The organism is Nonomuraea montanisoli (genome assembly GCF_013363975.1).
Classification (GTDB): domain Bacteria; phylum Actinomycetota; class Actinomycetes; order Streptosporangiales; family Streptosporangiaceae; genus Nonomuraea; species Nonomuraea montanisoli.
Genome location: NZ_JABWGN010000008.1, coordinates 281,868 through 301,927 on the forward strand (window position 1 = coordinate 281,868; position 20,060 = coordinate 301,927).

A 20,060-nucleotide genomic window follows, 5' to 3' on the forward strand; every position below is an offset into this window, starting at 1 on the left:
CGGCGGCGCCTCTCCCGCGTCGCCGCTCCCTCCGTGACCTCAGGAGGTCCGATGCGCAAGCGAGCCATGGGTGCGGCACATCTGGCGGCCCTTTCCGCACTGGCGGTCGCCGTGACGGCCTGCGGCGGCGGCGAGCCGGCCGCGCCCTCGGCGGCGCCCACCGGGTCGAGCGGCGCCACCGCGCCCGCCGCCCAGGGCGGCAAGCTCGTGATCTGGGCCGACCCCAACCGGGTCAAGGCCCTCAAGCCCTTCGCCGAGCAGTTCGGCACCGAGAACGGTGTGACCGCCGAGGTCAAGGAGATCAGCAAGGACAACCAGCAGGTCTTCCTGACCGCCTCGCAGCAGGGCAGCGGCCCCGACATCATGGTCGGCGCGCACGACTGGATCGGCAACCTCGTGCAGAACGGCGCCATCGACCCGGTCAACCTCACCGAGGAGCAGAAGGCCGCCTTCCCCGAGATCGCCATGAAGGCCGTCACCTTCAACGGCCAGGTCTACGCGGCGCCGTACGCGGTGGAGAACATCGCGCTGATCCGCAACACCGACCTCGCGCCCGACGCGCCCGCCACGATCGAGGACCTCGTCGCCAAGGGCAAGGCGCTCAAGGCGGCGGGCAAGGTCAAGGAGGTGCTCTGCCTGCCGGTCGCCCAGAAGGGCGACGCCTTCCACGTCTACCCGATCTTCGCCTCCGGCGGCGGTGCCCTGTTCGGCGCGACCGCCACGGGCGACCCCGACCCCAAGAAGGTGCTGGTCGGCTCGGCCGACTCGGTCAAGGCGTTCGACCGGCTCAAGGAGCTCGGCGAGAAGGGCGAGGGGGCGCTCAAGACCTCCATCACCAACGAGAACTACATCGCCACGTTCGCCGCGAAGAAGTGCGCCTTCCTCATCTCCGGCCCGTGGGCCATGGGCGACGTGAAGAAGGGCGGCTTCCCCTACGACATCACGCCCGTCCCGTCGTTCAAGGGCGGCAAGCCGGCCACCCCGTTCGTCGGCGTGCAGTCGTTCTTCGTCGCCGCCAAGGGCAAGAACAAGGCGCTGGCGCAGGAGTTCGTCGCCAACTACGTCACCAACAAGGACGTCGCCAAGGCCCTGTACGAGGCCGACCCGCGCCCGCCGGCGCTGACCGCGGCGCTCCAGGAGGTCCAGGCGGCCGACGCCGACGCCGGCAAGTTCATGGAGGCCGGCAAGAACGGCTTCCCCATGCCGGCCATCCCCGAGATGGCGGCCATCTGGGAGCCGTTCGGCATCGCCGAGGCCGCGGTCGTCAAGGGCGGCGACGCCGCCAAGTCCGCCGCGGCGGCGCAGAAGGCCATCGACTCCTCGCTCAAGAACTGACGCCATGGCGCACGACGCGCACGCGGCCGCGGACACCCGCAGGGGTCCGCGGCCGCGCCGGGAGGTCACCACGGCGTTCGTGGTGAGCAGGGTCGCGGTGCTGGCCGTGGCCGCCGCGCTCCTGCTCTACGCCGCCCCGCCGCTGGCCGCCGACGGATCGTGGGTGTCGCTCGCGCTGCTCTGCGCGGCGAGCGCGGGCATCGCCTTCCTCTACCTGACCCGGCGCTTCGTCCCGGCGAAATACCTCATCCCGGGCACCGTCTGCCTGCTCGCCTTCCAGGTCTTCCCCGTCCTGTACACGGTGAGCACCGCGTTCACCAACTTCGGCGACGGGCACCGCGGCGACAAGCAGGCGGCCGTCACCGCCATCGAGACCGGCTCGGTCCGGCAGGCCCCCGGCTCGCCCGAGTACGCGCTGACCGCGGCGGTGCGCGACGGCGAGCTGGTGTTCCTGCTCGTGGACCCCAAGACCAAGCAGGTGCAGGCCGGCTCCGGCCGGGGGCTCGCCCCGGTGACCGGCGCCCAGGTCGGCATCACCGGCAAGGTCCTGCGGGCCCCCGGCTTCACCGTGCTCAAGGCGCCCGAGGCCGCCGCCCGCGGCCAGGAGATCTCCAAGCTCGCCGTGCCCACCCGCGGCGGGGTGATCAAGGCCAACGGGCTGAGCCGCGCCGTCGAGGGCCGCGCCAGCCTCGTCTACGACGCCGCCTGCGACTGCGTCAACGGCGAGAACGGCCCCTGGAGGGCCGACGGGGCGCGCGGCTACTTCGTCAACGCCCGGGGCGATCACCTGGCGCAGGGCTGGCAGGTGAACGTCGGGTTCGGCAACTTCACCCGGGTCCTGACCGATCCGACGATCTCCGGGTACTTCCTCGGCGTCTTCGGCTGGAACCTGGTGTTCGCGCTGGCCTCCGCCGGCGGCACGTTCGTGCTCGGCATGGCGGTGGCCCTGGCCCTGCACCACCCCCGCATGCGCGGCACCAAGATCTACCGGATCGCGCTGATCCTGCCGTACGCGATGCCGTCCTTCGCCATGCTGCTGGTGTGGCGCGACATGTTCAACCGCGACTTCGGCCTGATCAACCAGCTTTTCGGGACGAACGTCGACTGGCTCGGCCAGACCGGCACGGCCCGCGCCGCGGTCATCCTGGTCAACCTCTGGCTCGGCTTCCCGTACATGTTCCTCGTGACGACCGGCGCGCTGCAGGCGATCCCGCGCGAGCTGACCGAGGCGGCCGCCATCGACGGGGCCTCGCCCTGGCACGGGTTCCGCAAGGTGACGCTGCCGCTGCTGCTGGTGGCGCTCACGCCGCTGCTGATCTCGTCGTTCGCGTTCAACTTCAACAACTTCAACGCCATCCAGCTCACCAGCGAGGGCGGGCCGTTCCCGGCGGAGAGCCCGCAGGTGGGCGCGACCGACCTGCTCATCACCTACACCTTCCGCCTGGCCTTCGGCGCGGGCGGCGCGCAGTTCGGCTTCGCGGCGGCGATCTCGGTGTTCATCTTCGCCCTCGTGGCCGTCATCTCGGCGGTGGCCTTCCGCCGCACCCGCAAGCAGGAGGAGGTCTACGCGTGAAGCTCGCGCTCCGGCACGGCTTCGTGCTGCTGATGTGCGTGTTCGCCCTGGTGCCGATCCTCTTCGTGGTATCGGCGGCGATCAACCCGCTCGGCACGCTGGCCTCCACCGACCTCGTGCCGAACGGGGCCAGTCTCGGCAACTTCGCCGACCTGTTCGGCAACGACCGCTACCCGTTCGCCCGCTGGTTCCTCAACTCGGTGTTCATCGCCCTGGCCGCGTCGTTCGCCAGCCTCATGCTGTCGATGATGGCCGCCTACGCCTTCAGCCGGATGCGCTTCCGCGGGCGCCGGGTGGGACTGCTGGCGCTGCTGCTCATCCAGATGTTCCCGCAGTTCCTGGCCATCGTGACGATCTTCATGATCTTCACGCGGGTCACCGAGCTGTACCCGGCGATCGGCTTCGACACCGTGTGGGGCCTCATGCTGCTCTACCTGGGCGGGGCGCTGGGCGCGAACACGTGGCTGATGAAGGGCTTCCTCGACACCGTGCCGAAGGAGCTGGACGAGGCGGCCACCGTGGACGGCGCCACCCACGCGCAGATCTTCTGGCGGGTCATCCTGCCGCTGGTCACCCCCATCCTGGCGGTGACCGGGCTGCTCGCCTTCATCGGGATCATGAGCGAGTTCATCATGGCCAGCGTGTTCCTGCGCGACCCCGAGAGCAAGACGCTCGCCGTCGGCATGTTCGGCATGATCGCCGGAGACCAGCGCAACGCCAACTTCGGCATGTTCGCCGCGGGCACGCTGATCACCGCGATCCCGACGGTCGGCGTGTTCCTGTGGCTGCAGAAGTTCATCGTCTCCGGCCTGACCGCCGGGGCCGTGAAGGGATAGGCGCATGCTGCTGTTCGCCGGGGAGCCGCACCACGACGGCTCCGCGCTCTACGTGTCCGACCTCGCGCCGTCGCTCGGCTCGCGGGTGACGGTCCGGCTGCGCGCGCCCCGCGCCGCCGGCGTCACCGCCGTGCACGTCCGCACGGTGGAGGACGGCGAGCCCCGCTTCACCGAGGCGGCCGTGGACGAGCTCAGGACGTCCTCGGACGTCACCGGGTACGGCCCCGACGACGTGTGGTGGCGCGCCGAGATCACCGCCGTGAACCCGGTGACCCGCTACCGGTTCCTGCTGCTCACGGCCCGCGGCCAGGCGTGGCTCACCGCCGGCGGCCTCCTCGCGCACGACGTGACCGACGACACCGACTTCCGGCTCGTCGCCCACGACGCGCCGCCGGCCTGGATGGCCGACGCGATCGTCTACCAGATCTTCCCCGACCGCTTCGGCCGCTCCGGCGCGTCCCGGCCGCTGCCCGGCTGGGCGCTGCCGCGCGACTGGGACCGCGACCCGGTCATCCCGAGCGGCCCCGGCACCTCCCAGCAGTTCTACGGCGGCGACCTCGACGGCGTCGTCCGCCACCTCGACCACGTCCAGGCGCTCGGCGTCGACACCGTCTACCTCACGCCGATCTTCCCGGCCCGCTCCAACCACCGCTACGACGCCGCCGCGTTCGACCGGATCGACCCGCTGCTCGGCGGCGAGGAGGCGCTGCGGCGGCTCGCGGACGCGGTGCACGAGCGCGGCATGCGGCTGCTCGGCGACATCACCACCAACCACTGCGGCGACACCCACCCGTGGTTCACCGCCGCCGTGTCCGACGTGAACGCCCCCGAGCGCGAGATGTTCTTCTTCGACCCCGACACCGGCGACTACGAGGCGTGGTTCGGGGTCAAGACGCTGCCCAAGCTCAACTGGCGCAGCGACCTGGTGCGCTCCCGCGTGCCGGCCGTTCTCCGGCGGTGGCTGGGGCCGCTCGACGGATGGCGCGTGGACGTGGCCAACATGACCGGGCGCCGCGGGGCGGACGACCTCACGCACGAGGTCGCGGCGCTGCTGCGGCGCGAGCTGGGGCCCGGGGTGGCGCTCGTCGCCGAGCACTCCCACGACGCCACCGGCGACCTCGACCGCGGCGGCTGGCACGGCACCATGAACTACGGAGGCTTCACGCGCCCCGTCTGGACCTGGCTGCGCGGCTCCGGCCTGGACCTGGCCACCTTCCTCGGCGTGCCCGGCGGGGTGCCCGCCCGCGACGGCACGGCGGCCCTGGCCACGGTCCGGACGTTCGCCGCGCGCATGTCGTGGCGCTCGCTCGTCCACTCGTGGCAGCTCCTCGACTCGCACGACACGCCGCGCATCCGCACCGTCACCGGCTCCCGCGCCCTCCACCTGGTGGCGCTGGGCCTGCAGGCCACGCTGCCGGGCACGCCGATGGTGTTCGCGGGCAGCGAGTTCGGCCTCACCGGCGTGAACGGCGAGCACGCGCGCACCCCCATGCCGTGGGACCGGCCGGCCGACCAGGACCTCGCCACCCTCGCGGCCTACCGGGAGCTGTTCGGGCTGCGGCGCGCCGAGCCGGCGCTGCGGCACGGCGGGCTGCGCTGGCTGCACGCCGACGCCGACCACCTGGTGTTCGCCCGGGAGAGCGAGGCCGAGACGCTGCTCGTGAGCGCCCGCCGCGCGCCCGGAGCCCCGCTGCCGCTGCCCGGGCCGGCGGTCCCCGTCTACAACAGTTCGGACACGAACGCGATCCCGGGCGACGGACCCGCGCTGCGGATCTGGCGTCTGGCCCGGTGAGCCGATACGTTAACGCCCTGCCTCCTTGAGCCTTCAACTTGATGACCGGGCGTGGTGAGCGTGAACTTTCTGTCAGCGGCCGTCCTGACGTCGGCCCTGCTGCCGTTCCACACGGGCGCCACGCTGAGCGCGGGCACGACGTACTACGTCGACTCCAGGAAGGGCGACGACTCGGCCGCCGGCACCAGCGCCACCGCCCCGTGGCGCTCGCTCGACAAGGTCAACGCCGCCGACCTGAAGCCCGGTGACGCGGTCAGCCTCAAGCGCGGCAGCCGGTGGACCGGCACCCTCACCCTGTCCGCCAAGGGCACGGCCGCCCGGCCCATCGTCGTCCAGCCGTACGGCAAGGGCCCCCTCGCCACGATCAGCGGCGAGGAGGGCAACTGCGTCGTCGTCAGCGGCGACCACTGGCGCATCAGCGGCCTGCGCGCCTCCGGATGCCTGTGGGCCGGCTTCGAGGTCGGCGGTGACGGCAACCACCTGTCGGGGGTGCGGGCCGACCACAACATCACCGGCGTCTGGATCACCCCGACCGGCTCGCGCAACGTCGTGCGCGACAGCGTCATGGCCGACAACGACAAGATGAGCGTCAACGACGACACCCCCGACAACGACTCCGGGGCGTTCGGCATCCTGCTCAACGGCGACGACAACCTCGTCACCCGCAACACGATCACCGGCAGCGACGCGGCGAGCCGCGACTACGGCCGCGACGGCGCGGCCGTCGAGATCTTCGACGGCGACCGCAACCTCGTCACCTACAACCGCGCCCACGACAACGAGACGTTCACCGAGCTCGGGGCGATGAAGGGGAAGACGGCCACGGGCAACGTGTTCGCCTTCAACGTCGTCACCTCGTCGCTGCAGCAGAGCTCGTTCCTCGTCACCCGCGGCCCGCGGCACGTGGTGGGGCCGGTGCTGGGCACGATCGCGGCGCACAACTCGGTGTACCTGACCGGGCGGCGCACCGTCGGCTGGTCCTGCCACGGCGGCTGCTCGCCGTCGGTCCTGCGGCTGCGCAACAACGCCGTCGAGGTCGGCGGGCAGGCCGGTTACGAGGACGGCAGGGGCGCCGACGAGGCGGGCGGCGTCTACAAGGGCCGCTCGGCCCGCTTCCGGCCCGGCGCGAGGACCGCGATGGCCGACCCGCGCTTCGTCTCGCGCACCGACCTGCGGCTGCGGGCCGGCTCCCCGGCGCTGCGCAACGGGCTGCCGCTGTCGGCGGCCTGGTTCGGCGGCACGGCCCTGACCTCGGACATCGCGGGCCGGCCGCTGTCGTCGCCGCCGTCGGCGGGCGCCTACCAGCCCTGACGGTCAGGGGTGGGGGAGGCCGCGGATGATCATGTCGATGGCCGTCTCGTAGACGCGGTCCGCCTGCGCCGGGTCGTCGCGGCCGATGTGGCCCTGGCGCTCGGTCACCACCAGCCCCGCCACGAACCCGTGGAGCACGTCGGCGGTGGTCGTCCGCTCCTCCTCCGGAACGCCCGCGTCGGCCAGGATCGGGAACAGCACGTCCCAGATCCCGCCCTGGTGGTCGCCGACGGCCTCGGGGTGGGTGTGGATGTAGGCCCACAGCGACGGATAGCGCTGGACCATCCGCCGGTAGGCGTGGGCGAGATCGCGGAGCCGCTCCTGCCACGGCGACCCCGGATTGTCGGGCAGTGCCAGGCGCCCGGCCATGGTCTGGCAGATCTGGCTGATCAGCGCCGTCTTGTTGGCGACGTGGTGATAGAGCGACATGGGGTTGACGTCGAGGACCGCGGCGAGCTTGCGCATCGACAGCGCCTCGACGCCGCCCTCCTCCACCAGCCGCAGCGCCGTCGAGTGGATCTCCTCGGGGGTCAGGGGGGCACCCCTGCGCGCACTGACAGCCATACAGCGTATGCTAGCGATAGCCATACGGTGTATGGCTACGTCCGGCCAGTCTTTTGGCTGTTCGAAGGCGACATCCAGGGAGCGTCCATGAAGCAGATCCCCTCTCCGTCCGGCCTGCCGATCCTCGGCAACACCCTGCAGATCCCGGCGCACTCGCCCATGGCGCACTTCACCGAGCTCGCCGGCAGGTACGACGAGGGCCTCTTCCAGCTCGACATCCTCGGCCGCAAGGTGGTGTTCGTCTACGACCCGGACCTGGTGGCCGAGGTGTGCGACGAGACCCGCTTCCGCAAGCGGATCGAGCCGCCCCTGTCGATCGTGCGCGACTTCTCCGGCGACGGGCTGTTCACCGCCGAGCTGGACGAGCCGGTCTGGGGCCAGGCCCACCGCATCCTCATGCCGGCCTTCAGCCAGCGCTCGATGAAGGCGTACTACCCGCAGATGCTGGAGATCGCCGATCGGCTGATCGCCTCCTGGGCCGCCCGCCAGGGCGAGGACCTGCCCGTGTCGGACGACATGACGCGGCTCACCCTCGACGTCATCTCCCTGACCGGCTTCGGCTACCGCTTCGAGTCGTTCCGCTCGCCCGAGCTGCACCCCTTCCTCAAGGCCATGGGCGGCGCGCTGACCGAGGCCATGGTCCGCAACCAGCAGCTCCCCGTGGTCACCAAGCTGAAGCGCAAAAGCGAGGAGACCTACCGCCAGGACATCGCCACCATGCGCGAGCTGGTGGACGACGTCATCAGGCGGCGCCGGGCCGAGCCGTCCGGCGGCGCCAAGGACCTGCTCGGGCTGATGCTGGAGGCGTCCGACCCGCTCACCGGCGAGCGCCTGCCCGACGCCAACATCCGCGACCAGGTCCTCACCTTCCTCATCGCCGGTCACGAGACGACCAGCGGCCTGCTCTCCTTCGCCCTGTACAACCTGCTGCGCCACCCCCACACCCTGGCCCAGGCGTACGACGAGGTGGACCGGCTGCTGCCCGGCGACGAGCCCCCCACCTACGAGACGATCATGAAGCTGGACGTGATCCCGCGCGTCCTCGACGAGACGCTGCGCACCTGGTCGCCGATCCCCGCCTTCGCCCTCACCGCCATGGAGGACACCACGGTCGGCGGCTACCCCTTCCCCGCGGGCACGCCGGCCGTCCTCGTCCTGCCCGCGCTGCACCGCCACGCCAAGGCGTGGGAGCGGCCCGAGGAGTTCGACATCGACCGCTGGCTGCCCGAGCGCAAGCAGGAGCACCACCCGGCCGGCTACAAGCCGTTCGGCCACGGCGAGCGCGCCTGCATCGGCCGGCAGTTCGCGCTCACCGAGGCCCGGCTGACGCTGGCGATGCTCCTGCGCCGCTTCGCGCTCTCCGACCCCTCGGCGTACAGGATGCAGATCAAGCAGACGCTCACCCTCAAGCCGGAGGGCTTCACCCTCCGGGTGCGCGAGCGGCGCCCGCACGAGCGCTTCACCTCCGCCGTCGCGGTGACCGAGGACGACGAGCGCGGCGAGGGGCAGGACATCGCGGTGACCGGCGTGCCGCTCACCGTCGCCTACGGCTCCAACCTCGGCACCAGCTCCGACATCGCGGAGCGCTTCGCCGAGCGGGCCGGCCGGTCCGGGTTCGCCACCACGCTCACCACGCTCGACGACCTCGAACCGCCCCGCGAGGGCCTGCTCGTCGTCGTCGCCTCCTCCTACAACGGCAAGGCCCCCGACAACGCCCAGCGCTTCGACGCCCTCGACACGCTGCCCGACCTGTCCGGGGTGCGGCTCGCGGTCCTCGGCTGCGGCAACACCCAGTGGCCGACGTACCAGGACTTCCCGCGCCGCGCGTACGAGAAGCTGACCGCCGCCGGCGCCGTCCCGCTGGTCGAGCGCGGCGAGGCCGACGCCGACGGCGACTTCGACGGCGACGTGTCCGGCTGGACCGCCAAGCTGTGGGCGGCCCTCGCCGAGGAGTACAGCGCCTCGGCCGCCGACGCCGGCCCCCGCTACGAGGTGGAGGTGCTGACCGAGGCCGAGGTGCGGCCCGCCGTGGTCTCCGAGCGCGCCTTCGCGCTGACCGTCGTGTCCAACGAGGAGCTGACCTCCGACCCGGCCGGGCTCTGGGACTTCTCCGTGGAGGCGCCGCGGCCCGGCGTCCGCTCGATCGTGGCCGAGCTGCCCGAGGGCGTCACCTACTCCGCCGGCGACCACCTGGCCGTCTTCGCCAAGAACGACCCCGAGCTGGTGGAGTGGGCGCTGCGCTGCCTGCGCGTGCCGCGTGACCAGGTCGTACGGCTGCGCGCCCGGGGCGGCACGCACCTGCCGGTGGACCGGCCCGTCACGGCGGGGCTGCTGCTGACCGAGTTCGCCGAGCTGCAGGAGGTCGCCACCCGCGCCGACCTGGAGGCGCTGGCCGCCCACACCGGCTGCCCGTGGACCCGGCAGCAGCTCGCCGCCCTGTCCGCGGACTACGCCGACGAGATCCTCGCCAAGCGGGTGTCGCCGCTGGCGCTGCTGGAGCGCTTCCCGGCCGTCGAGCTGCCGCTGGCGGCGTTCCTGGAGATGGCCGGCCCGATCAAGCCGCGCTACTACTCGGTGTCGTCCTCGCCGCTGGCCGAGCCGGGCCGGGTGCGGATCACCGTCGGGCTCGTCGAGGGGCCGGCCTGGTCCGGCAGCGGGCGCTACCAGGGCATGTGCTCGGCCTACCTGGCCGCGCTCGCCCCCGGCGAGACGTTCTACGGCTACGTCCGGGTGCCCGCGCCGCCGTTCCGGCTGCCGGACGACCCGGGGACGCCGGTGATCCTTGTGGGGCCGGGCACCGGGTTCGCGCCGCTGCGCGGGTTCCTGGAGGAGCGCGCGCTGAGCGGGGCGAGCGGGCCGGTCGAGGTGTTCACCGGGTGCCGCCACCCCGGGCACGACTTCCTGTACCGGGAGGAGCTGGCGCGCTGGGCCGAGGCGCCGCACGTCCGGGTGCACGAGGCGTTCTCGGCCGTGCCGGGGCACCCGTACCGGTTCGTCCAGGACGCGGTGGCGGCCGAGGCCGGCCGCGTCCAGGAGCTGCTGGAGGCCGGCGCGCACGTGTACGTGTGCGGCGACGGGCTGCGCATGGCCCCCGCCGTCCGCGCGGCGCTCGCCGCCATCCACCGGGGCCGTACGGGCGGCGACAGGGAGGCGTGGCTGGCGTCCCTGGAGGAGCAGGGGCGCTACCAGCAGGATGTCTTCGCCTGACCGTCCCGGGGGCCGGGCGGCCTGTGCGGCCCGTGCGGCATGTGCGGCCTGCGCGGAAAGGCGCAGGCCGCAGGCGGCAAAGGCTCTGTGACGGACCTGCTGCGCGATCAAATATTGGGATATAACCGCAGCATGTGCGACATGTGCCTAAAACATTCTCGAAACGTTGTGGCGGCACTGTGGGAGCCCTCGAAAGGAGGGCGCCGATGCTGTTGCGACTGAGGGTGTCGCTGCCGGACCGGCCGGGCGCGCTCGGCCAGGTCGCCCGGGCGCTCGGCGCGCTGGGCGCCGACATTCTGCAGGTCACCGTGCTCGAACGCGAGTCGGGCCGGGCCGTGGACGACTTCACCGTGTCCTGGCCGGGCGCCGCCACGACCGACGAGGTCCGCGACCGGCTGTCAGGGGTGCCGGGCGTCCGCATCGAGGGCGTCTGGGCCACCCGGGAGGTGCCGGGCTCGGCGCCCGACTACGACCTGCTCATGCACGTCGCCGCCGATCCCGGGCGGGCCTTCCCGACGCTGGTGGACGCCCTGCCCGGGCTGTGCTGGGCCGAGTGGTCGCTGGTGCTGGCCGGCGGCACGGTGCGGCACGCCAGCCTGTCCGCGCCCGCCGTGTTCGACCTGGACGAGCCGCCCCTGCGCGCCACCACGCGCGTCTCCGAGAAGCTGCGGCTCATGCTGCTGCCGGTCGCCGCCCACGACATGCACGTGGTGGTCGCCCGCTCCGAGGGGCCCGGCTTCCACCGGGCCGAGGTGGAACGGGCGGCGCGCATCGTGGACGTCGTCTCCGCCCTGTCCCGGCGCTGAGCCCCGCGCCCCGCGCCCCGCGCCTCGCGCCGGGGACGTCAGCTCTGACGTCGACGCCGGTTACGTCCGCCCTGACGTTGACCCGGAAATCGGCGGGTCACTAGCGTGATCGGCGGAGCCGCGCGCGGATCCGCCCCCGCACGGCGCTGACGGAGGAGCGGCAGATGGACTTCGAGCTGACCGACGAGCAGCGGGCCTTCCGGGAGACGCTCCGGGCGTTCGTGGACAAGGAGATCGTGCCGGTCGCGACCGAGTGGGAGCACTCCGGCCGCTATCCCACCGAGATCGTGGACACGATGCGGCGGATGGGGCTGTTCGGCCTGTCGGTGCCCGAGGAGTACGGCGGGCTGGGCGCCGACATGGTGTCCTTCGCGCTCGTCTTCGAGGAGATCGCGCGCGGCTGGATGGGCGTCGCGGGAATCCTGGGCTCCCACTCCATCGCCTGCTGGATGATCGCCCGGCACGGCACCGACGAGCAGAAACGCCGCCACCTGCCCGACCTCGCCGCCGGCGCCCGCCGCACCGGCATCGCGCTCACCGAGCCCGCCGCGGGCACCGACCTCCAGGGCATCCGGACGCGGGCCGTACGCGACGGCGACCACTACGTCGTCACCGGCACCAAGACGTGGATCACCAACGCCCGCCACGCCGACCCGCTGCCCGTGCTCGTCAAGACGGCCGTCACCGAGCCCGCGCACAGGGGCATGTCGGTGCTGCTGGTCGACCCGTCGTCCGAGGGCTTCACGGTCAGCCGCGACCTGCCGAAGCTGGGCTACAAGGGCACCGAGACGTGCGAGGTCGTGCTCGACGGCGTGCGCGTGCCGGCCTCGGCGCTGCTCGGCGGCGTCGAGGGGCGCGGCATGCAGCAGGTGCTCGGCGGGCTGGAGACGGGCCGGGTCAACATCGCCGCCCGCGCCGTCGGCGTGGCGCAGGCCGCCTACGACGCCGCCCTGTCCTACGCCCGCGAGCGCACCGCGTTCGGGCAGCCGATCGCGGACTTCCAGGCGGTCCAGCTCAAGCTCGCCGACCTGGCCACCGAGATCCAGGCGGCCCGCCTGCTCACCTACTGGGCCGCCTCCCGGGCCGACGGCGGCGGGCGGATCGACATGGAGGCGGGCATGGCCAAGTACTTCGCCTCCGAGGTGGCGCTGAAGGCGTCGCTGGAGGCGATGCGGATCCACGGCGGCTACGGCTACTCCCAGGAGTTCGTCGTGGAGCGGCTGTACCGGGACGCGCCGCTGATGGCCATCGGCGAGGGCACGAACGACATCCAGCGACTGGTCATCGCCCGGGCCCTCGTCGCGGGCAAGGGCCGGATCGGCTGGTAGGCGCGTCACGCGGGTGAGGAGGGCCATGTCCGGACACGAGCACGAACACGACCACGGTCACCGTCATCCGGACGACCACGGGCACGGGCACGGTCACGCCTCCAGTGGCGGGAGGGCGCGGCGGGCGCTGGCTCGCCTGTGGCACGCCGCTGCCCCGCACAGCCACGACAGCGCCGGCAAGACCGACGCCGCCCTGGAGGGCAGCAGTCGGGCGCTGCGGGTGCTGGGCGTCTCGTTCGCCGTGCTCATGGCCACCGCCGCCGTCCAGGCCGTCATCGTCGCGCTGTCCGGCTCGGTCGCCCTGCTCGGCGACACCCTGCACAACGTGGCCGACGCGCTCACCGCCGTGCCGCTGGCCCTCGCGTTCTCGCTCGGCCGCCGCGCCGCCACCCGCCGCTTCACCTACGGGTACGGCCGGGCCGAGGACCTCGCCGGCATCGCCGTCGTCCTCGTCATCGCCGCCTCGGCCGCGGTGGCCGGCTACGAGGCGGTCCGGCGGCTGGCGGACCCCCAGGACATGCGGGCGGCCGGCTGGGTCGCCGCCGCCGGCGTGGTGGGATTCCTCGGCAACGAGTGGGTCGCCCGCTACCGGATCAAGGTGGGCCGGGAGATCGGCTCCGCCGCCCTGGTGGCCGACGGCCTGCACGCCAGGACCGACGGGTTCACCTCCCTGGCGGTGCTGCTCGGCGCGGGCGGCTCGGCGCTGGGCCTGCCGGTCGCCGACCCGGTCGTCGGCCTGCTCATCACCGCCGCCATCTGCTTCGTGCTGCGCGACGCCGCCCGGGAGATCTACCACCGGCTCATGGACGCCGTCGACCCCGCGCTCGTGGACCGGGCCGAGGCCGTCCTGCGGACGGTGGAGGGGGTGCGCGACGTGGGGTCGGTCCGCATGCGCTGGATCGGGCACGCGCTGCACGCCGAGGTGGACATCCTGCTCGACCACGACCTGCCCCTGGTACGGGCGCACGCGCTGGCCGTGGAGGCGGAGCACCGGCTCATCCACGACGTGCCGCGGCTGCGCGCCGCCACCGTCCACACCGACCCGCACGGGCCGGCGGACGTCGACCACCATGCCCCTTTGCATACGCATCGCATCACCTGAGGTACTCCGGGTAGGTTGGGACGGGTGTCCTCCGCCCCCACCCTTCCCTCCGGCTCCCGTTCCGCGCCCGCGGCCGCACCGCGCGAGGAGCGCAGGCTGGCCTGGCTGGACGCGTTGCGCGGCGTGGGCGCGATGGCCGTGGTCGCCGAGCACATGCTCCCGTGGTTCCTGCCGTCGCTGCGCCCGTACTGGTTCAGCCTCGGCGTCTACGGCATCCTCGTGTTCTTCCTGGTCAGCGGGTACATCATCCCGGCCTCGCTGGAACGCCACGGAGACCTGCGCCGCTTCTGGGTGAGCCGGGCCTTCCGCCTCTACCCGCTGTACCTGGCCGTCGGCGCGCTGGTGGTCGGCCTGGCCTGGTGGGTGCCGGTGCGCGAGGAGGTGCCGCGCGACGGGTCGGCGGTGGCGGCGCACGCGACCATGCTGCTCGACGTCGTCGGCGTGGGCGGCGTCGCCGACACGATGTGGACGCTGTCGTACGAGATGGTGTTCTACCTGCTCGTGACCGCCTTGTTCGTGATGCGGGCGCACGAGCGCAGCGGGGCGCTGAGCGTGCTGTTCGCCGGCCTGTCGGTCGTCGTCGGGCTGTCGTTCGCGGGGGCGCTGGTGACGGACGGCTGGCTCGCGTACGCCTCGGGCGCCGTGTTCGCCGCCGGGCTCGCCGCCGTCGTGTCGGGCCGGTTCCGCGCGGCCGGCGCCTGTCTGCTGGGCGTGATGGCGCTGGCGCTGCCGGTGCTGGGCGGCCGGGTGCCGTGGCTCGGGGTCGCGGTGCTCGGCGTGATGTTCGCGGGCACCGCCGTCCATCGCTGGGAGCGCGGCGCCGCCCCCTTGTGGCCGGTGGCGGTCACGGGCGCGCTGGTCGCCGCGGCGCCCCTGGGGGCGATCGAGTCGGGATGGTGGTGGGTCCAGCCGGATGTGTGGATCACCACGGTCGCGCTGGCCGCGGCCACGTTCGCGGGCGCGATGGCGCTGCGCGGGCGCCGCCTGCCGCGGGCGCTCACCTGGATCGGGCTGATCAGCTACTCGCTCTACCTGGTGCATCATCCGCTGCTGAAGTACTTCGTCCAGGTCACGGGTGATCTGCGGCGGGCGCCGCTGCCGGTGCAACTGTCCATGACGGCCGCCGCGCTGGCGCTGGTGCTGCTGGTCAGCGCTCTGGCGTACCGGTTCGTGGAGCGGCCGATGCAGCGCCTCGGCCGCCGCGCGGTCCGTCCCGCCGCGAGCTGACCACGGCCCAGCGCGGGCTGGCTACGCGCGGCCGGCGGGGGCGGGGCCGTACGGCGCCGGCTCCCCGGATCCTGGGCGCGCGGTGAGGGCGGCGGCGATCTCCGGGTGCGGCAGGAGCGCCGCGCGCACGACCGGATCGTTGTCCAGCAGGAACGCCAGGTGCCGCACCGCGTGCGCGGCGACGTGCGCGACCTCGACCCGTTCCGGCGAGGGCATGGCGGGCGCGGCTCCCCGCGCGATCCCGGCCTCCGCCGCTCCGGCCGGCTCGGCCGCCGGCAGCCACGGCGCCGGATCGGGGCACACGGCGTACGTGAGCACCACCTCGCCCTCCGGCAGGTAGCGCCAGCTCGTGGAGTGGACGACCGTGCCCCGGTCGCGGGCCGCGACGCCGCTGATCCGCCGGGCCGCCTCGTCGGGCGTCTCTCCCGGCGCCGGGACGGTCGAGGCGCGCCGGTAGGCCCAGCGTCCGTCGGCGTCCGCCCGTAGCATGAGCGTCTCAACCGAGACCACGTGTGTTCCCGTCACCGCCCCCAACTTACTGCCAGTGATGCGCAAGTGCGTCCTCAGCGCAGAAGTGTGCCGGAGGTGTCGGCGGGAGGGCCGGGGTGCGAGAGGGAGGCGGCAGGCCGATGTCCGGGGTGCTGGTGCTGATGGGATCGGGCGAGACGAGCCCGACCATGGTGGAGGTCCACCGCTCCGTGGCCCGGCGGCTCCCGGCGGGCGCGCGGGCCGTCCTCCTCGACACGCCGTACGCCTTCCAGGAGAACCGCGCCGACATCAGCGCCCGCGCCCGCCGCTACTTCGCGCGCAGCGTCGGTCTCCAGGTGGAGGTGGCCGAGGGCGTCGCGGGCGCCGACTGGGTGTTCTCGGGGCCGGGCAGTCCCACGTACGCGCTGGAACACTGGATCGACGGGCCCGTGGGCGGCGACCTGCGGGCCCGCGTCCGGGCCCGGCGCGGCGCGACCGTCCTCGCCTCGGCGGCGGCCTGCACCGCCGGGGTGGCGACGGTGCCCGTGTACGAGATCTACAAGGTGGGCGCGGAACCGCACTGGCGGCCGGGACTCGACCTGCTGGAGCCGCTCGGGCTGCGGGTCGTCGTGATCCCCCACTTCGACAACGCCGAGGGCGGCACCCACGACACCCGCTTCTGCTACCTGGGGGAGCGGCGGCTGTCGCGGATGGAGCGGGAGCTGCCGCCGGGCACCGCCGTTCTCGGCCTCGACGAGCACACCGCCGTCCTCGTGGACCTCCGTACCGAGGAGGTGGAGGTGGCCGGCCGCGGCGGCCTGACGATCCGCCGGCCGGACACACGGGCGGTGCTGCCCGCGGGCAGCCGGCTCACCCTGGGCGAGCTGCGCCGCCTGGCGGAGGGCGGCGGCGCGGCCGTCACGCCGCCGGCGCCGCCCCCGGCCGAGGCGGCGCGCCAGGTGACGCTGGAGGAGACGATCCGCGCCTGCGAGTGCCGCTTCCAGGAGGCGGTGACCCGGAGCGACCCGCCGGCCGCCGCCCGGGCCGTGCTCGACCTGGAGGCCGAGCTGGTCAGGTGGTCGGCCGACACCGAGGAGGACGAAGGCGGCGTCGACCAGGCCCGTGACCTCATGCGGCTGCTCATCGCCCGGCTGGGCGAGGCGGCGTCCGAGGCCGGGGTGCGCCGCCTCGCCGGGCCGTTGCTGGCACTGCGCGACGAGCTGCGCCGGGCCGGCCGCTACGCCGACGCCGACGCGCTCAGGGACGCGATGGGCCGGGGCGGCGTCCTGGTCGAGGACACCCCTGACGGCCCTCGCTGGACGCCCCGCCCCGACTGAGGTTCATCGCGCGGGACGTCGCACGGGCGCGCTGCCCGCGTGCCGTCCTCGCCGCATGGGGGTCTGCCCCGCACCGGGTCTGCCTGCATGGGGGTGTGCCCCGCGTGGGGTACTGCACCGCATGGGGTACTGCACCGCATGGGGTGTGCCCGCATAGGGCTTGCACCGCATGGAGGCGTGTGCCCGCATGGGGGTCTGCCTGCGTGGGGGCTCGCCCGCCTGATGTGCTTTCCCGCACGTGGCGGTCCCATGGTTTCCGGTGGCGTTCCCTCACGGGGACCCCGGAGGGCGCCCGGCCGGGGTCACCAGTCGTCGCCGCCGCCCTCGTCGTCGCTCTCGAAGATCTCCTCGATCGCCTCGCCCGCGAGGTAGCCGCCCACGAGACCGGCCGCGCCCGCCGCCGCCACCGCGCCGAGACCCGCACCGCCGCCGTGGTGACCGCCGTGGTGCCCGCCGTGGTGGTCGGCGTAGTGGCTGCCGTGGCCGAAGCCGTGACCGGAATCGTGGCCGCCGTGCCCGTGGTGGCCGCCGAAGTGCGCCAGGCCGCCCAGCCAGCGGTCGATCTCGCCCGCCCAGTCCATGGCCGACGCCTCGTCGTGGCTCACACGGAAGCGGCCGATCGCGTCGCCCGAACCGCCGAACCGGCCGCTGCGCTTGTCCGCCTCCAGGATCACCTCCAGCCCGTGCGGGTCGGCGACGAACGTCAGCTCCACCTCGCCGACCTGACCGGCGTACCGGGGCGGCGGGTAGAACTCGATCTCCTGGAAGAACGGCAGCTCCTGCCGCACCCCGTAGATCTGCCCGACCTCCACGTCCGCGGACCGGAACTGGAAGCCCAGCTCCAGGAACGACCGCAGCACCCGTAGCTGCGACGGCAGCGGCTCGACCGAGACCGGGTCGAGGTCGCCCTTGTCGACGGCCTTGGCGATGGCCAGCTCGGTGCGCACGCCCACGGCCATGCCGGCCAGGGGCTGCCCCTCGACCTCGTTCAGCGGCGTCTCCCACGGCAGCGTGATCTGGAACGGGATCACCCGCTGCTCCTTCTCCGCCAGCCGGAACGGGCCGGACACCTGGACGCGGTGGAACTCCGCGAGGCCGCTCGCCTCGCCCTCGCCGCCCTCGATCTCGACACCGGCGACCAGACCGAGCGTGATGTGCTCGATGTCGGCGTCGAAGTCACCGCCGGCGAGGCGTACCTCGCCGCTCAGCGCACCGCCCGGCCGGACGAGCGGCGTCGCGAGGACGGTGTCCACCGAGGGCGCGCCCACGCCGAGAGCGCCGAGCATGCGTTTGAAGACCACGGGTTGCACTCCTGTCGATCAGACCGATGACTGATGTCGAACGGCAAACGATCATCGCTGGGCTGTGGTTCCGGAACGCGCGGCGAGATTATCAGCCGGCGACCTCGTTCGAAGGCCGGTCGGGCGGTAACGCCGCGCCGAGCCGGGCGGATGAACCACTGGCAGTGTTCGGTTGATCACTGAGGGGGTGGACGTGTCCGGGTTCGTCCGTGCGCTCGGCATGGTGCCGGTCATCGTGGGGCTGGCCGTCGCGCTCGGCGCCTGCGGGAGCGAGCCCGCCGGGCCCGACGGCCCCACCGGCTCGGGGTTCACGGTCAGCGGGCAGCCCGGCGGCGGGGAGCCCGGCGGCGGGTCCGGCACTCCGTCCGGCACTCCTGCGTGGACCGGCTCCCCGAGCGCGGAACCGTCACCCAGCGCGTCATCGGAGCCCTCCCGGGACGACGCCCCGCCCAGCCCGTCGCACAGCCGGACCCGGACCCATCGGCCGTGTCCGAGCGGTGGCGGTGACCCCGTACTGCCGCCCTGTCCGTCGCTGGTGTCGTCCGGCACGCCGACGACGACCCTCAGCGCCGCGCTGCCCACGGGCACCCCGGATCCCTCCACGCCGTCGCCGCTGGAGGACGCCTCGCCCGAAGCCCCGACGTCTCTCGTCCCCTCCCCGGCCCCATGACGGCGGCCGGACCCGCGCCCGCACCGGCACCCGACCCGGCCGCCGCCTCGCCCGCCACCTCCTCCACGACGCCGGCCGCACCTGCGGCTTCGCCCACGTCCGCACCACCGCCCACGTCCGCACCACCGCCCGCGTCCGCGACGCCTTCACCGGCCCCGGCCGAGAGGCAGGGGAAGGGCGCGCCGGCGGGCAGGGGAGCGGGAGCGGGGAAGGGGCGGACGGCGCCGGTGGGGGAGAGGGCGCGGAAGGCGGCAGGAGGCGCGAGGGGAGGCAAAGGCGCAAGGGCCCGCGAAGGCGCCGGTCCCCGCGAAGGCGGCGGCCCCCGCGAAGGCAAGGGGGCGTTCGACGCGATCGGGCTGATCACCGTGCTGGTCAGCGTGGGCGCGGCCGTCCTGCTCTACATGGGCTGGGCCTACCTCGACGGCTACCTCCGGCTGTTCAGCCTGCGGCCCACCGACATGGGGTTCGGCGTCCACGAGTACGCCCTCTACGGCGTCAACCTGCTCTCGCCCGGCATCGCCCCCTGGCTGGCCGCCGTCCCGCTGGCCCTCGCGGCGGCGGCGCACCGGGCGCGTCTGGCCGCGTCCGTCCCGGTACGGCTGCGCGCCGCGGGCCGGTGGCTCGCCGCCCGCAGGGCGGTACGCCTGGTCGTGGACCTGCGCTTCGCCGGGGTCGTCCTGACCACGCTCGCCCTGGTGTTCGCGCTGGTGGGGGTGGGCGCCTGGGGCGTGAGCACCTATCACGTGATCGTGCCGCTGGTCTTCGGCCCGCTGCTGCTCACCTGGCCCCTGCGCGGCCGGCCGTACAGCAGGGTGGCCTTCGCCACGAGCGCCGGGATCGCGATCCTCTGCCTGCTGTGGACGGGCGGCCTCTACGCCCAGGAGCGCGGCGGCCGCAACGCCGAGCAGGTGGCCGCGACGCTGGCCGGCCGCACCCAGGTGGCGATCTACTCGGCCGGGACCCTCGCGCTCAACGCCCCCGGCGTGACGCCCGAGCACTTCCCCGCGGGCGCTTTCAAACACCGCTACACCGGCCTGCGGCTGCTCCTGGCGCGCGGCGAGCGCTACTACCTCGTCCCCGTCATCACGCTGGAGCAGTGGAAGGCGGGGGACGGGCGGACGTTCGTGCTGAAGGAGAACGACGACCTCCGCGTCGAGCTCATGCCCGGAACCCGCCAGGAGCAGCCCGGCTGAGCCGGAGGAC

Annotated in this window: 16 protein-coding genes; 13 read left to right on the forward strand and 3 right to left on the reverse strand. The window is 73.5% G+C overall.

Going from position 1 to position 20,060, the window contains the following annotated elements; translation table 11 throughout:
* Positions 1-51: 51 nt before the first annotated feature.
* The 5 genes from HTZ77_RS22135 to HTZ77_RS22155 are packed head-to-tail and all read left to right on the forward strand — an operon-like array spanning position 52 to position 6,847.
* Entirely contained in the window at positions 52-1,335 is a 1,284-nt protein-coding gene (locus HTZ77_RS22135; protein WP_175591557.1) for a sugar ABC transporter substrate-binding protein, read from the forward strand.
* A gap of 4 nt (positions 1,336-1,339) precedes the next feature.
* A complete protein-coding gene (locus HTZ77_RS22140) occupies positions 1,340-2,908 on the forward strand; it encodes an ABC transporter permease subunit (protein ID WP_175591558.1) in 1,569 nt (522 codons plus the stop codon).
* A gap of 32 nt (positions 2,909-2,940) precedes the next feature.
* The gene (locus HTZ77_RS22145; protein WP_175591778.1) at positions 2,941-3,744 is read left to right on the forward strand and encodes a sugar ABC transporter permease; all 804 of its coding nucleotides are present in this window, start codon (positions 2,941-2,943) and stop codon (positions 3,742-3,744) included.
* 4 nt (positions 3,745-3,748) lie between these two features.
* The gene (locus tag HTZ77_RS22150) at positions 3,749-5,536 is read left to right on the forward strand and encodes a glycoside hydrolase family 13 protein (protein WP_175591559.1); all 1,788 of its coding nucleotides are present in this window, start codon (positions 3,749-3,751) and stop codon (positions 5,534-5,536) included.
* A gap of 60 nt (positions 5,537-5,596) precedes the next feature.
* Complete coding sequence (locus HTZ77_RS22155; protein ID WP_328808696.1) at positions 5,597-6,847, forward strand: right-handed parallel beta-helix repeat-containing protein; 1,251 nt, start codon at positions 5,597-5,599, stop codon at positions 6,845-6,847.
* A gap of 3 nt (positions 6,848-6,850) precedes the next feature.
* On the opposite strand, the gene HTZ77_RS22160 is transcribed toward HTZ77_RS22155, so the two are convergent.
* Entirely contained in the window at positions 6,851-7,411 is a 561-nt protein-coding gene (locus HTZ77_RS22160; RefSeq protein ID WP_175591561.1) for a TetR/AcrR family transcriptional regulator, read from the reverse strand.
* 87 nt (positions 7,412-7,498) lie between these two features.
* On the opposite strand from HTZ77_RS22160, the gene HTZ77_RS22165 reads away from it, so the two are divergent.
* The 5 genes from HTZ77_RS22165 to HTZ77_RS22185 all read left to right on the forward strand — a co-directional run bounded on the left by HTZ77_RS22165 (position 7,499) and on the right by HTZ77_RS22185 (position 15,081).
* Entirely contained in the window at positions 7,499-10,618 is a 3,120-nt protein-coding gene (locus tag HTZ77_RS22165) for a bifunctional cytochrome P450/NADPH--P450 reductase (protein WP_175591562.1), read from the forward strand.
* A 206-nt stretch (positions 10,619-10,824) separates the two neighbouring features.
* Positions 10,825-11,424 (forward strand): ACT domain-containing protein, encoded by a 600-nt coding sequence (locus HTZ77_RS22170; protein WP_175591563.1) that lies wholly within the window; start codon positions 10,825-10,827, stop codon positions 11,422-11,424.
* A 164-nt stretch (positions 11,425-11,588) separates the two neighbouring features.
* Entirely contained in the window at positions 11,589-12,752 is a 1,164-nt protein-coding gene (locus HTZ77_RS22175) for an acyl-CoA dehydrogenase family protein (protein WP_175591564.1), read from the forward strand.
* A gap of 25 nt (positions 12,753-12,777) precedes the next feature.
* Positions 12,778-13,854, forward strand: a complete 1,077-nt coding sequence (locus HTZ77_RS22180; protein ID WP_175591565.1) for a cation diffusion facilitator family transporter — start codon at positions 12,778-12,780, stop codon at positions 13,852-13,854.
* Positions 13,855-13,878: 24 nt separating this feature from the next.
* Positions 13,879-15,081, forward strand: a complete 1,203-nt coding sequence (locus HTZ77_RS22185) for an acyltransferase family protein (RefSeq protein ID WP_328808697.1) — start codon at positions 13,879-13,881, stop codon at positions 15,079-15,081.
* Positions 15,082-15,102: 21 nt separating this feature from the next.
* Here the strand turns inward: HTZ77_RS22185 and HTZ77_RS22190 are convergent, their stop codons facing one another.
* The gene (locus tag HTZ77_RS22190) at positions 15,103-15,606 is read right to left on the reverse strand and encodes a hypothetical protein (protein ID WP_175591567.1); all 504 of its coding nucleotides are present in this window, start codon (positions 15,604-15,606) and stop codon (positions 15,103-15,105) included.
* A gap of 104 nt (positions 15,607-15,710) precedes the next feature.
* Here HTZ77_RS22190 and HTZ77_RS22195 point away from each other — a divergent pair, with 104 nt between their 5' ends.
* Positions 15,711-16,886, forward strand: a complete 1,176-nt coding sequence (locus tag HTZ77_RS22195) for a cysteine--tRNA ligase (RefSeq protein ID WP_175591568.1) — start codon at positions 15,711-15,713, stop codon at positions 16,884-16,886.
* A 302-nt stretch (positions 16,887-17,188) separates the two neighbouring features.
* Here the strand turns inward: HTZ77_RS22195 and HTZ77_RS22200 are convergent, their stop codons facing one another.
* Positions 17,189-18,187, reverse strand: a complete 999-nt coding sequence (locus HTZ77_RS22200) for a sporulation protein (protein ID WP_175591569.1) — start codon at positions 18,185-18,187, stop codon at positions 17,189-17,191.
* Positions 18,188-18,380: 193 nt separating this feature from the next.
* On the opposite strand from HTZ77_RS22200, the gene HTZ77_RS22205 reads away from it, so the two are divergent.
* Positions 18,381-18,857, forward strand: a complete 477-nt coding sequence (locus HTZ77_RS22205) for a hypothetical protein (protein WP_175591570.1) — start codon at positions 18,381-18,383, stop codon at positions 18,855-18,857.
* A gap of 365 nt (positions 18,858-19,222) precedes the next feature.
* Positions 19,223-20,050 carry a hypothetical protein gene (locus tag HTZ77_RS22210; RefSeq protein ID WP_175591571.1) on the forward strand — a complete coding sequence of 276 codons (828 nt, stop codon included), beginning with the start codon at positions 19,223-19,225 and terminating at the stop codon, positions 20,048-20,050.
* Positions 20,051-20,060: the final 10 nt, after the last annotated feature.